Source organism: Flavobacterium johnsoniae (assembly GCF_001879205.1).
Lineage (GTDB): Bacteria > Bacteroidota > Bacteroidia > Flavobacteriales > Flavobacteriaceae > Flavobacterium > Flavobacterium johnsoniae_A.
This window is the reverse complement of record NZ_MLFK01000002.1, coordinates 81,853-94,653: the sequence shown is the minus strand read 5'-3', so window position 1 is coordinate 94,653 and position 12,801 is coordinate 81,853. Positions and strand designations below refer to the sequence as shown.

General features: G+C 33.2%; 10 protein-coding genes. 6 read left to right on the top strand and 4 right to left on the bottom strand.

Features of this window, described 5'->3' with window-relative positions:
- Nucleotides 1-122: 122 nt before the first annotated feature.
- Nucleotides 123-2,006, bottom strand: coding sequence for a molecular chaperone HtpG (gene htpG / locus BKM63_RS02675; protein WP_071635137.1), 1,884 nt, complete (start codon nt 2,004-2,006; stop codon nt 123-125).
- Between the two features lie 202 nt (nt 2,007-2,208).
- Here htpG and BKM63_RS02670 point away from each other — a divergent pair, with 202 nt between their 5' ends.
- Together BKM63_RS02670 and BKM63_RS02665 are read left to right on the top strand one after the other, a co-directional pair.
- Nucleotides 2,209-2,715 (top strand): lipocalin family protein, encoded by a 507-nt coding sequence (locus tag BKM63_RS02670; protein ID WP_071635561.1) that lies wholly within the window; start codon nt 2,209-2,211, stop codon nt 2,713-2,715.
- Between the two features lie 17 nt (nt 2,716-2,732).
- Nucleotides 2,733-3,428 (top strand): OmpA family protein, encoded by a 696-nt coding sequence (locus BKM63_RS02665; RefSeq protein WP_071635136.1) that lies wholly within the window; start codon nt 2,733-2,735, stop codon nt 3,426-3,428.
- A 56-nt stretch (nt 3,429-3,484) separates the two neighbouring features.
- On the opposite strand, the gene BKM63_RS02660 is transcribed toward BKM63_RS02665, so the two are convergent.
- The gene (locus BKM63_RS02660) at nt 3,485-3,928 is read right to left on the bottom strand and encodes a DUF1648 domain-containing protein (RefSeq protein WP_123907038.1); all 444 of its coding nucleotides are present in this window, start codon (nt 3,926-3,928) and stop codon (nt 3,485-3,487) included.
- A gap of 291 nt (nt 3,929-4,219) precedes the next feature.
- Between BKM63_RS02660 and BKM63_RS02655 the strand changes: the two genes are divergently transcribed.
- On the top strand, nt 4,220-5,170 hold the full coding sequence (locus BKM63_RS02655) for an ABC transporter ATP-binding protein (RefSeq protein ID WP_071635134.1): 951 nt from the start codon (nt 4,220-4,222) through the stop codon (nt 5,168-5,170).
- Between the two features lie 108 nt (nt 5,171-5,278).
- Here the strand turns inward: BKM63_RS02655 and BKM63_RS02650 are convergent, their stop codons facing one another.
- Nucleotides 5,279-7,690, bottom strand: coding sequence for an alpha/beta hydrolase family protein (locus tag BKM63_RS02650; protein ID WP_071635133.1), 2,412 nt, complete (start codon nt 7,688-7,690; stop codon nt 5,279-5,281).
- A gap of 263 nt (nt 7,691-7,953) precedes the next feature.
- Here BKM63_RS02650 and BKM63_RS02645 point away from each other — a divergent pair, with 263 nt between their 5' ends.
- From BKM63_RS02645 to BKM63_RS02635, 3 genes are all read left to right on the top strand, one after another.
- A complete protein-coding gene (locus BKM63_RS02645; protein ID WP_071635132.1) occupies nt 7,954-8,961 on the top strand; it encodes a 3-oxoacyl-ACP synthase III family protein in 1,008 nt (335 codons plus the stop codon).
- Between the two features lie 208 nt (nt 8,962-9,169).
- Nucleotides 9,170-9,493 carry a GIY-YIG nuclease family protein gene (locus BKM63_RS02640; protein WP_071635131.1) on the top strand — a complete coding sequence of 108 codons (324 nt, stop codon included), beginning with the start codon at nt 9,170-9,172 and terminating at the stop codon, nt 9,491-9,493.
- A 107-nt stretch (nt 9,494-9,600) separates the two neighbouring features.
- Nucleotides 9,601-10,272, top strand: coding sequence for a copper homeostasis protein CutC (locus BKM63_RS02635; protein ID WP_071635130.1), 672 nt, complete (start codon nt 9,601-9,603; stop codon nt 10,270-10,272).
- An 84-nt stretch (nt 10,273-10,356) separates the two neighbouring features.
- Here the strand turns inward: BKM63_RS02635 and BKM63_RS02630 are convergent, their stop codons facing one another.
- Complete coding sequence (locus BKM63_RS02630; protein ID WP_071635129.1) at nt 10,357-12,783, bottom strand: TonB-dependent receptor domain-containing protein; 2,427 nt, start codon at nt 12,781-12,783, stop codon at nt 10,357-10,359.
- Nucleotides 12,784-12,801: the final 18 nt, after the last annotated feature.

Genomic DNA, 12,801 nt, shown 5'->3' with positions numbered 1-12,801 from the left:
TAAATTCGTCTTTCATCTGAAAAGGGGAGAATTCCCCTTTTTTAAAGCCCGAAGATTCGTATGAAGCAAAAAAAATCCTGCAAGTTATTTTGCAGGATTTAAGAAATATTGTAATTGAAAAATTATTTAATCATTTCAAAACTTCTTTTTACGAAAGCAGTTAAAGCTTCACCTTTTAATAGGTTTTGAGATAATTTAGCTAAATCTAAAGCTTGCTTAACTAAATGCTCCTGGTGTGTTTTATCTTCGGTATTTAAAATGCTTGAAGCCAAATCTGAGTTTGTATTTACAACCAAATTGTACATTTCTGGCATATTACCCATTCCGAACATTCCGCCTCCACCAGTCTGGCTCATTTCTTTCATTCTACGCATAAATTCTGGCTGCGTAATAATAAATGGAGCTGCCTGGCTGTCCATAGCTTCTAATTGTACACTGTATGCTTTTGGAATATAAGCTTCTAATGAAGTTTTTAAAGCAGCTTTTTCGTCATCAGATAATTTTGAAATTGTGTTTTCGTCTTTCTTGATTAAGTTATCAATATGATCAGAATCTACACGAACAAAAGTTAGATCTTGATTATCGTTTTCTATTTTCTGAATTAAATGTGAAATAATTGGAGAATCTAAAAGCAATACTTCGTACCCTTTTTCTTTAGCTGTTTCAATGTAAGAATGTTGTTCTTCCTTGTTTCCAGCATACAGAACTACAAGTTTACCATCTTTATCAGTTTGGTTTTCTTTTAGTTTTTCTTTTAATTCTTCTAAAGTGAAATATGTATTGTCTACCGTTGGGTATAAAACAAACGCTCCTGCTTTTTCATAGAATTTATCTTCAGAAAGCATTCCGTACTCTAAAACGATTTTAATGTCGTTCCATTTTGCTTCAAAATCAGCACGGTTTTCGTTAAATAAAGCTTTTAATTTATCAGCTACTTTACGAGTAATGTAGTTTGAAATTTTCTTAACAGCTCCATCTGCTTGTAAACCTGAACGGGAAACGTTTAACGGAATATCCGGTGAATCGATAACACCTTTTAGCATTGTCAAAAATTCAGGTACAATTCCTTCTACGTTATCAGTAACGTAAACCTGGTTTTGGTATAATTGAATTTTGTCTTTCTGGATCTGCATATCTGTACCCAATTTAGGGAAATACAAAATACCAGTTAAGTTAAACGGATAATCTACATTTAAATGAATGTTGAACAACGGTTCTTCAAACTGCATTGGATATAATTCTCTGTAGAAGTTTTTGTAATCTTCATCAGATAATTCAGAAGGCTGTTTTGTCCACGCTGGATTTGGGTTATTGATGATGTTGTCAACTTCAACAGTTTCGTTAACGTAATCCTCAGGAGCATCTTCTGGTTTAGGAAGTGTTTCTGTTCTTGTTCCAAATTTAATTGGAATAGGCATAAACTTGTTATACTTATTCAATAAACCGGCAATTTTAGAATCTTCTAAAAATTCTAAAGAATCTTCGGCAACGTGCAGGATAATTTCTGTACCACGTGAAGTTTTGTCAGCTGGTTCTAAAGTAAATTCCGGACTTCCGTCACATGTCCAGTGTGCTGCAGGTTCATCTTTGTATGATTTTGTGATGATTTCTACTTTTTCAGCTACCATAAACGCAGAATAGAAACCAAGACCAAAATGTCCGATAATTCCAGAATCTTTTGCAGAATCTTTGTATTTGTCTAAGAATTCCTCAGCTCCTGAAAATGCAACCTGATTGATGTACTTTTCTACTTCATCAGCTGTCATTCCAAGACCTTGGTCGATAATGTGAATTTTTTTTCCTTCTTTATCTACTTTAATTTCGATAATAGGATTTCCATATTCTACTTTAGCTTCGCCAATGCTGATAAGGTGTTTTAACTTTAACGTAGCATCAGTTCCGTTTGAAACCAGCTCACGAAGAAAAATTTCATGATCACTGTATAAGAACTTTTTGATTAAGGGAAAGATGTTTTCTACCGAAACATTAATTTTACCTGTTGTCATATTTTTTTACTTTTTGAATTTAACTTGATGATTTTCATTCCGTCAAATAAAATACCATTTTTTTTAAGGTGACAAATTGGCGGAAATGTTAATTTTGAAAGAAAATAATTAGATTCTAAAATTGAATTTAAGTCAATGAATCGTATATTTGTGGTATAATAATTGTTAAACGTGTAAGTATTAACTTAAATAAATGTACAAAATGAGGAAGATTATTTTCATTTGCATGGTTGCCGCAACTTTATTTGCGTGTAAATCAGCTTCGTCTACAGCTTCGACTTCAACAGAAGCAACTACGCTTTCGACTAAACTTGACAGACCTACTCAAGTTGCTATTAAGGGGAATTGGGTTCTTACCAATGTAACTTATCCGGGTTCTGACTATATTAAAGTAAACTCATTTGATCTGGCAGATTCTAAATGTTTTATTGGCAGTTCTTGGAACTTTATTTCTAACAACAATAAAGGTACAATGACTTTGAATTCTGCAAGCTGTACAGCTTTTACTTCGCCAATTGTTTGGAGTATTAACAATCAGGGGCTTTTTGTTCTTAAAATTGTTAATCCGGGAACAAAATCAAAAAATGTAAAAGAAGGATACTTACTAAAAGTTGCAGGTTTAACTGATACTTCTTTTCAGTTAATCGATAATATCAATGTTGGTGGACAAGTAAAAGATGTTACTTACCAATTTCAAAGAGCTAATTAATATTAAAAAAGATAAAAATGAAAAAGATAACAGTTTTAGGTTTAAGTAGTTTACTTGTATTAGTTAGTTTTTTTGCAAGCTGTGATTCAGTAAAAAACGCAAATAACACTCAAAAAGGAGCCGGAATTGGAGTAGTTGCCGGTGGTCTTATTGGTGGTATTTTGGGAAATAATTTAGGAAAAGGCGGAAACGCTGCGCTAGGAGCTGCAATTGGAGCTGCTGTAGGTGGTGGAACCGGAGCCTTAATTGGGAACAAAATGGACAAACAAGCCCGTGAAATTGATCAGGCTTTACCAGGTGCTTCTGTAGAAAGAGTAGGAGAAGGAATTCACTTAACTTTAAATGAAAATGCAGTTCGCTTTGATACAAATAAATCAACTTTAACTCCTCAGGCGAAAGCAAACTTAGATAAATTAGTTCCTGTATTTAACGATTACGGAGATACTGATATTCAAATCTTTGGTTATACAGATAACACTGGTAAACCAGAGTATAACTTGACACTTTCAGGACAAAGAGCTGCTTCTGTGCAGGCATATTTAGTTTCTAAAGGATTGAAATCAAGCCGTTTTAAAACTTCAGGTTTAGGAATTGTTGATCCAATTGCAACAAACGACACTCCAGAAGGAAGAGCACAAAACCGTCGTGTTGAATTCTCTATTACAGCAAATGATAAAATGGTGAACGACGCAAAAGCTGAAGCTGGAAAATAGTCGAACACAAAATAAAATATAAAAAAAGCTGTTTCTTAATTGAAGCAGCTTTTTTTTTAATATTTATTGTTAAAGAAAAGAAGTACTAATAAAGGAGAAATAATTATATAAAAAAGAAAATAGATAAACTCATTTTCATAATGTACAGTTTTAAATATTAAATATGAAAAAGCACTCGTCGTAATTATTGCTATAATTGCTAAAAATACCTGCATTTTTTTATAAATAGAAACTTTATTTACTTCTGTAATTTCTAGAGGATAATTTGCCAAGTGCGGTTTTTTAATAAGAAGCCATATAAAACTTAAAATTATGATATTGACTATAGTAATAACGATTAAAGATTTTTTATTACTGTATTGGTCTATTTTTCCAGTAATGTCTATATGTGAAGGTACTATGTCAGAAATTTTATTATAGTTTTCTATTAATACCATTGTGTAACATAATAATATTGATACACTTATGAGGTATAGAAGTTTTGTTTTTTTTGTAACCATGATTTAAAATTTATTGATCCGTAAGTTGGATACAGACATAGTATTAACGATGCAGTACTTGAAAAAAAAGAAAAGATACCATGTTGCATGACTTATTTGCGATATAAATACAAATACAATAATTAGATATTTTTTCATGTTTATAAAATAAAATATTAAATTATATATTTTCTTACAATAATACTAATTTTAAATTATCAAACGAAAGATTTAATTTCGATAATAATCTAATTTTATTTTTTTTGACTTTAGAAATTAAACATTGTAAATTTGACCTCTCAATTAGAACTCATGCTTGACATTCAAAATATATCTTTTTCATATACGGATACTCCGGTTATTAAAAATGTTTCTTTTACGATCAATAAAGGCGAAAATATTGCCATTATCGGTGAGAGCGGATGCGGTAAAAGCACACTCTTAAAACTTATGTATGGTTTGTTCGACTTAGACGAGGGCAAAATATTTTATAATGAAAAACCTATTCTGGGACCAAAATACAATTTGATTCCGGGAATGCCTTTTATGAAATATCTGGCGCAGGACTTTGATTTGTCTCCTTATGAAACTGTTGCTGAAAATGTTGGAAAATTCCTTTCTAATGGTTTTGCTAATATGAAAAAACTTCGTGTTCAGGAGTTGCTTGAAATGGTTGAGATGGAACAATTTTCTAATGTAAAAGCTAAATTTTTGAGCGGCGGTCAGCAGCAGAGAGTTGCATTGGTGCGTGTTTTAGCATTAGAACCAGAAGTTATTTTGCTGGATGAGCCTTTCAGCCAGATTGATGCTTTTCGTAAAAATGCTTTACGCAGAAATTTATTTCGTTACTTAAAACAAAAGGGTATTACCTGTATTATTGCAACGCATGACAGCACCGATGCTTTGTCGTTTGCAGATGAGGCAATTGTAATGCGCCATGGTGAAGTGCTTGTAAAAGGCGATCCGAACAAAATATACGAAGATCCGGAAACGAAATATGTAGCTTCATTATTTGGTGAAGTAAATGAAGTTGCTACGCATTTATTAGTGCCTTATGAAGACGAAACGCATAAAACGTTAGTATATCCGCATCAATTTAAAATGGTTGCAGAATCTAAGCTTCCGGTGAAAATTAGAAGAACTTATTTTAGAGGAAGTCATTATTTAATTGAAACCGTTTACAAAAGACAGCTGATCTTTTTTGAAAGTGAAATTGATTTACCGCTTGAACAGGAAATATTTTTGGGCTTAAATTATCTTTAATTAGAAAATGCGCCAATTAGATAATCAGATAAATTTCTGATGTATAAAAAACAAGCCCGACAGAAGATAAAATCTGTCGGGTTTTTTATATAAAGCGGTTCTTAAAAGTTAGTTTTTTAAATACTTTTCTAAAAACTGATCTTGTTCCCAAAGCAAGTGAAAAATGTTTTCTTTGGCAACATAACTATGCGATTCCTTTGGCAGAATTACCATTCTTGCTGGAGCTCCCAAACCTTTTAAAGCCTGAAAATAACGTTCTGTCTGCAAAGTAAAAGTTCCCGGATTATTATCGGCTTCGCCATGAACTAATAATAAAGGAGTTTTCATTTTATCTGCATTCATAAAAGGCGACATAGTGTTGTAAACTTCCGGTGCTTCCCAGTAATTACGTTGTTCTGTTTGGAATCCGAATGGGGTAAGCGTTCTGTTATATGCGCCGCTTCTGGCGATACCGCAGGCAAAAAGATTAGAATGTGTTAATAAATTTGCAGTCATAAAAGCACCATAAGAATGTCCTCCTACAGCCACTTTTTTGCGGTTGATATATCCTAAGGCATCAACAGCGTCAATAGCTGCTGCGGCGTTGTCTACTAATTGCGAAATAAAATTATCATTTGGTTCTGTTGTACCTTCGCCAATAATTGGAAAAGCGGCATCGTCTAAAACAACATATCCTTTTGTTACCCAATAAACAAATGATCCGTAATACGGAAATGTAAATTCGTTTGAGTTTTGGGTAGACTGTGATGCACTGTTTCTATCTTTATATTCAGCAGGATAAGCCCATATCAACAAAGGAAGTTTTTCTTTTTTTGCCTTGTCATAACCAGCAGGAAGATATAACGTTCCCGAAAGCTCTAAGCCGTCTTTACGCTTGTATTTAATTACTTCTTTGCTTACGTTTTTAATACTTTCAAACGGATTTTTAAAAGTTGTTATAGCTGTTAAGCTGTTTTGTTTTTTGATGTTTCTGAAGTAGTAATTCGGATATTCGCTTTTCGACTGAATCTGAACTAAAACTTTACCGGTTTTATAGTCTTCAATTTCTAAAATATCTTCTTTTTTGTCTTTGTAAGTCGAAGTATATATACGTTTTGACTTTAAAGTTTTAGAATTAAATTCGTCTATAAAAGGGAATTGTCCTTCTTTAGTATAACCTTCTCCAATTCTGTATAAATTGTCTTTTTCAAGAACAAGAACATGTTTGTTGTACTCGTTTTTTCTGGTTTCAAAAACTCCCGGATCAGAATAAACATCCTGCGAATTTCTATCTGTAATTACTTTTGGCTGTTCTGTCGGGTTTGATGGGTTTATTAAATACGTTTTTGTATTTCTGGTGTCATACCATTCATCAGAAACAACAGCAAGATTATCATTCCCCCAAGTAATATCACTAAAACGCTGTGGTGTTTTTACCAAAGACGATGCATCTTTATCGAAAGGGGCATCCCAAAGAAAAACCTCGTCTCTAAACTGAACTTTATTTGCCGGATCTCCTTCGTCTAATGCTGTTACATAAACTAATGTAGATGGCTTGTCATTTCTCCAGGTCATTTCTCTTTTTCCTTTTCGAACAGCCATAAAACCTTTTGGCATAACTTCGTTTAGTGGTACTTCGTTAACGGTTTTTATTTCTTTTCCTCTTATATCATAAACAATTGTCTTAGATGGAAATCTATTTAAAGGCACAACATAAGAAAATGGTTTCTGAATGGTTGTAAGCATAATATAATTCCCGTCTGGAGAAATTCTTTCTCCTGCAAACATGGCGGCTTCTTTAAACAAAACAGCATCACCGTTAAGTTTTACTTTGTATAATTCAGAAGTAATGCTGTTTTCAAAATTAGCTTCATCATTTTTGTTTTTCAGCATATCAGGATAGGTTCTGTTTTGAGATTTTTCCCCGGAAGTATTAGATACAATTGGTCCGGTTGGTAAATCTTTTTTAGAATCTAAAAGAGGTTTTCTGTTTTTAGGAAGCATTTTTACCAAAATGGTTTCGTTGTCAAGGAACCAGTTAAAAGGATTTCCAAGATTGGCGTTTACATTTGCTTCTGTAAGTTTTACAGCTTGTGCAGATTCAACATCTAAAACCCAAAGTTCAACACCGGAATTGGCAGTATGAGAAAATAAAATTTTCTTCTCGTTTGGCGACCAAAGTATATTGGTGATCTTTGGATTAGTTGGAAGACCAGAGACCTGAACTTCTTCTTTACCGCTTATTTTTCTAATTTTAAGATTGATAAAATACGTTGCAGTGCTAGAAATATTAGTAATAGGATTAATTCTCAAACCGGCCAGACGAACTTCTTCCTGATTTAAATCGTCAAGTGTTTTATAAGTGTTTCGATACATTAAGAGCATGTTTTCCTTTTTAGTGTCCATAGAGACAGAAGGAGCTCGTTGATAATCGGCTAGATCTAAAATAGATTTAGAAGGTTTTTGATAGGTTAAATTCTCCTGGGCGAAAGAATAAAACCCAAAACCTAAAAGTAAGAACAAGGTAACCTTTAATTTCATAATTTGAATTTTAGGGGTTTAAAAAATGGTATTCAAAATGTTTGTCTAAGGTACATTTGTCTTGTTACATATTCTATGTTAATTTTCATTCTTTTCAGTAAAATACTCTAAAAGTTGTTTTTTTATAGGGTAAATGATTTTAAACAGTCTGATAATTAAAGTATATTAAATTGATAATAACGAAAAAAATAGTAATTTGTACGCTAATGTTTTAAAGTATACTTAAATTTGCATTCTAAATTTTTAACAAATAACAATACGATATGTATCATTCAAAAATAGCGGGCTTAGGATACTATGTTCCTTCAAATGTTGTAACAAACGATGATTTGTCTAAAATAATGGATACCAATGACGAATGGATTCAGGAAAGAACCGGTATTCAGGAAAGAAGACATATTATTCGAGGAGAAGATACCACAACGACAATGGGGGTAAAAGCCGCTAAAATTGCCATCGAACGTTCAGGTGTTGCTAAAGAAGATATCGATTTTGTAGTTTTTGCTACCTTAAGCCCGGATTATTATTTTCCAGGACCTGGAGTTTTAGTACAACGTGATTTAGGATTAAAAACAGTTGGAGCTTTAGATGTTAGAAACCAATGTTCTGGTTTCGTCTATGCAATTTCTGTAGCAGATCAATATATTAAAACGGGAATGTATAAAAACATTTTGGTAATTGGTTCTGAGGTTCATTCAACAGGTTTAGATATGACTACTCGCGGACGTGGTGTTTCGGTAATTTTTGGAGATGGAGCAGGAGCTGCTGTTTTAAGCCGTGAAGAAGATTTGACAAAAGGAATTTTATCTACACATTTGCACTCAGAAGGACAGCATGCCGAGGAATTAGCTTTGCAGGCGCCGGGAATGGGAGCACGATGGGTAACTGATATTTTGGCTGATAATGATCCAAATGACGAAAGTTATTATCCGTATATGAATGGACAGTTTGTATTTAAAAATGCTGTTGTTCGTTTTGCAGAAGTAATTAACGAAGGGTTAGAAGCAAACGGTCTTCAGGTTTCGGATATTGATATGCTGATTCCGCATCAGGCTAACTTAAGGATTTCGCAGTTCATTCAGAATAAATTCAAATTAACAGACGATCAGGTTCATAATAACATTCAGAAATACGGAAATACCACTGCAGCTTCTATTCCAATCGCTTTAACCGAAGCCTGGGAACAAGGTAAAATCAAATCTGGAGATACGGTAGTTTTAGCCGCTTTCGGAAGTGGATTCACCTGGGCGAGTGCTATCATTAAATGGTAAATTAATTCATCTTGCATTATATTTTAAAACCTGCTCTTTTTGGAGCAGGTTTTTTTATTTCCATTTGTCAGGCTGAGCGAAGTCGAAGCAATTTTTACATGAGTTAATGGCGTGCTAATAGGAGTGTGGCTTCGACTTCGCTCAGCCTGACAACTAAATATGAGTAAAGGTAATTTTCTTACTTTTGCATTTTTAGAATAAAAACGAAATGAAAAGATATTATGTCTATATACTAAAATGTTCTGATAATGGTTACTATACAGGATTTACAAATAATATTGAAAGAAGATTAAATGAACACAATTATGGTCTAAATAAAGACTGTTATACTTTTAATAAAAGACCATTGCAATTAGTTTTTTGTACAGAGTTTAATGATGTGTATCAGGCTATTGCATTTGAAAAACAAGTTAAAGGCTGGAGTCGAAAAAAGAAAGAAGCAATAATAAATGATAAGTGGGAAGATTTGAAAAAATTATCAGAATGTTTAAACGAATCCAGTCATAAAAATTTTAATAAAAAAGAACTTTAATTGTAACTTAGCGTTCGACTTTGCTCAGGCTAACCAATCGAGTTAAAGTCATTTAATTTATATTTGTCAGGCTGAGCGAAGTCGAAGCCTTTTTTAGATATTTTACAATGAAAAAAAATCAACTCGAAATAGCTTGCTTTAATTATGAATCAGCCATAATTGCCCAGGAAAATGGCGCTGATAGAATCGAGCTTTGTGAAAACATGAAACTTGGCGGTACAACTCCCAACTCTATTTTGGTGGTAAAAGTGCGCGAAAGTCTTAATATTAAAATGCATGTGATCATAAGACCCCGAGGCGGTAATTTTGTTTATTCTGATGAAGAACTTACCGAAATGAAACAAGATATCAAACAATATAAAAAACTGGGAGTCGATGGTTTTGTTTTCGGAATTTTAAAAGAAAACGGGAAGGTCAATAAAAAACAAAATAGAGAATTAGTGCATTTAGCGCATCCGCTTTCTTGTACTTTTCACCGTGCTTTTGATGTTGTTAAAGATGTAGAGAAATCTCTGGAAGATGTGATTGACTGTGGATTCAAAACAATCTTAACTTCGGGACAAGGTGTAAATGTTGAAGAAGGAATTTTGGTTTTGGAGAAAATCCAGAAATTGGCCGGAGACAGAATAGAAATAATGCCCGGCGGTGGTTTGAGGTCTTCCAATATTAAATTATTACAAGAACGATTGGATTTAACGTTTTATCATTCATCAGCAATTACAAACGATTCAGAAACAGCAAATCCCGAAGAAATAAAAGAATTGAAAAATTTTCTTTAAATAAATAGAAAAGCCTGGAGTTGGCATACTCCAGGCTTTTTTTCTACAAGAATTTATTTAAAATAGATCTAATAAAAGCGGTGATTAGAACATGCCGCCGCCACCTTTATTAGTATTATCGTCTCTTTGTTTACGCTGTAAATTTTTGATTTTTGCTCCACCAAAGTTATACGTTAAACCTAAATAAACCGTTTGGCTTTCCCATGTAAATTGTCCTGATTGCGGATAAGGATACAAGCTGTCGAAAGCGTATTTCATAGTGTTGAAAACGTCATTAAAACGTACACTAATGTTCATTTTGTTGTCTAACAAAGTATAGCGTGAACCAATGTCCATTTTGTACATTTCGTGACTGTCGTTTTGAAGTCCGTCAACCGCACCTCTGTAAAATCCGAAAAGTAAAAAGCTTAAACGTTTGTTTACTTTAAAGTTAGAATTCATACGTCCGTTGAATGCAGCAACTGTAATTTTTCTTTCAATAGGATTACTTGTTTTGTCTTTCGGGTTGTATTGAAATACGATACCTTCCTGATTAATGCTCGAAAAATCAATAGAAGGCTGAATGTCCCACCATTTTGTAATTTTATAATTAAAAGAAGCTTCAAATCCATAAGCAGTATTATGATCGTAGTTTGTATAAGACATTATCTGCTTTTCTTTGCTTGCATCTGCAGGGTCTGGATATAAAATTCTGCTGATTTGATCGTTAATGCTTCTCACAAAAACACCAGCAGTAAAACTTCCTTTTTCAAGCGTTTTAGTGTAATTTACTTCTACAGAATTGGTAAATTGTGGTCTTAAATCAGGATTTCCTAAAGAAGTAACTAATGGAGTAGCAAATTCACGAATAGGTTTTGTCTGCTCTAAACTAGGACGGTCAACACGACGGCTGTAGCTAAATTGCAAAGTGTTTTTTTCGTTTAAGTTATAAGTTAAATAAGCAGAAGGATATAAAGTAATGTAGTCATCACCATACGACCTCGCAGTTTCACCTTGATTTAAGTTCGCCTGCATTTTATAACTTTCAAAACGAGCGCCTAACTGATAGCTGAATTTTTTGTATTTCTGTCCAAATGTTACATAAGCAGAGTAAATATCAGTGTCATAAGTATAGTTAGAAATTCGATCTGCTACAGGCAGTAATGGGTTTCCTGTAGTGTAATCATTATCGGTTCTTGTAATTCTGGCTTCTGCACCAGCTTCAAGAGTTGTTTTTTCGTTTAACGGATTAACATAATCTACGTTTACAGTACTTAATTTTCTTGTCCCTTTTAGGTAGTCATTATACAATACATCAGCGCTGGTATTGTCAATTTTTGTTGTTTTAGTATCAAAAGCAGCATTTTGAGTTTCTTTATTGTCGCTGTAATTGGCTTCAAAATCTAAAGTATGTCCTTCTTTTTTAAAGATATGTTTGTAAGCTAAATTATAAGTTCCAACCTGATCTGGTCCCCAGTATCTAGATTTCTGAAAAATGTTAGCAATATCAGAATCTGTTACGTTATTATAATCGATATCAGTATCTACAAAACCTTTTCCGTTTGATTTGTTTTGATTCGTATAGATCGATAAAGTGTTGTGATCATCAATTAAATAGTCCATTCCTATTTTATACAAATAAGAATCGTTGTCGTTCATAACGTCTATTTTTTGAACAATATCTTCATCATATCTTTTAATAAAACCGTCGTTGTAATACGTCCCAAAGTTTTGCCCCACATTTCCGAAGAAATTTACTTTTCCGGTTTTATAGTTTAAATCTAAAGACTGATTGTATTTAGCTGTTTGTCCAAAAGTAATACCACCGCTGTAACTTCCGTTAAAACCAGTATTCGCATTTTTGTGTAGAATAATATTGATAATTCCCGACATTCCTTCCGGGTTGTATTTTGCACTAGGATTTGTAATCAACTCGATTTTTTTAATAGAAGTTGAAGGGATTTGTTTCAATAACTGAGCAGGATCAATGTTAGAAGGTCTTCCGTCAATTAATACACGAACATTGTCGTTACCACGAAGCGAAAGTTTCCCGTCCTGATCTACGTTTACAGACGGAATATTGTTCATGATGTCTGATGCGGAAGCTCCAGCTGTTGTTAAATCTTTACCAACATTCACTACTTTTCTGTCGATTTTTTGTTCGATTGTAGAACGTTCCGCAATAATATTTACCCCTTTTAATTGAGTTGCCTCTTCCTCAAGAGAAACATTAACAGTTGCTGTTTTTTTGTTTTCGCTTAAAAGTACAGAACCAATGTATTTTCTAAATCCGATATATTGAATTTCGATAGTATAACTTTTTAAAGCTAAATTTTTAATGCTAAACTCTCCGTTGTCATCTGTATTAACTCCGGAAACTACCTTTCCGTTGTCTTTAATAGAAACGGTAGCGTAAGAAATAGGTGCATTATTGGATTTTTCTATAATTTTACCCGAGACCGTTCCCGAGTTTTGTGCTTGTGCTGTTGCAATTACCCCCAGTAGTGCGAACAGAAAGAATTTTAGTTTCATAGCTTGTTTACTTGATTA

Bases quoted from the DNA above. Each gene is read 5' to 3' on its own strand.
- BKM63_RS02670 (WP_071635561.1), top strand. From the start codon at position 2,209: ATGAGGAAGATTATTTTCATTTGCATGGTTGCCGCAACTTTATTTGCG.
- BKM63_RS02660 (WP_123907038.1), bottom strand. From the start codon at position 3,928: ATGGTTACAAAAAAAACAAAACTTCTATACCTCATAAGTGTATCAATA.
- BKM63_RS02630 (WP_071635129.1), bottom strand. From the start codon at position 12,783: ATGAAACTAAAATTCTTTCTGTTCGCACTACTGGGGGTAATTGCAACA.
- BKM63_RS02655 (WP_071635134.1), top strand. From the start codon at position 4,220: ATGCTTGACATTCAAAATATATCTTTTTCATATACGGATACTCCGGTT.
- BKM63_RS02635 (WP_071635130.1), top strand. From the start codon at position 9,601: ATGAAAAAAAATCAACTCGAAATAGCTTGCTTTAATTATGAATCAGCC.
- BKM63_RS02640 (WP_071635131.1), top strand. From the start codon at position 9,170: ATGAAAAGATATTATGTCTATATACTAAAATGTTCTGATAATGGTTAC.
- BKM63_RS02650 (WP_071635133.1), bottom strand. From the start codon at position 7,690: ATGAAATTAAAGGTTACCTTGTTCTTACTTTTAGGTTTTGGGTTTTAT.
- BKM63_RS02665 (WP_071635136.1), top strand. From the start codon at position 2,733: ATGAAAAAGATAACAGTTTTAGGTTTAAGTAGTTTACTTGTATTAGTT.
- BKM63_RS02645 (WP_071635132.1), top strand. From the start codon at position 7,954: ATGTATCATTCAAAAATAGCGGGCTTAGGATACTATGTTCCTTCAAAT.
- htpG (WP_071635137.1), bottom strand. From the start codon at position 2,006: ATGACAACAGGTAAAATTAATGTTTCGGTAGAAAACATCTTTCCCTTA.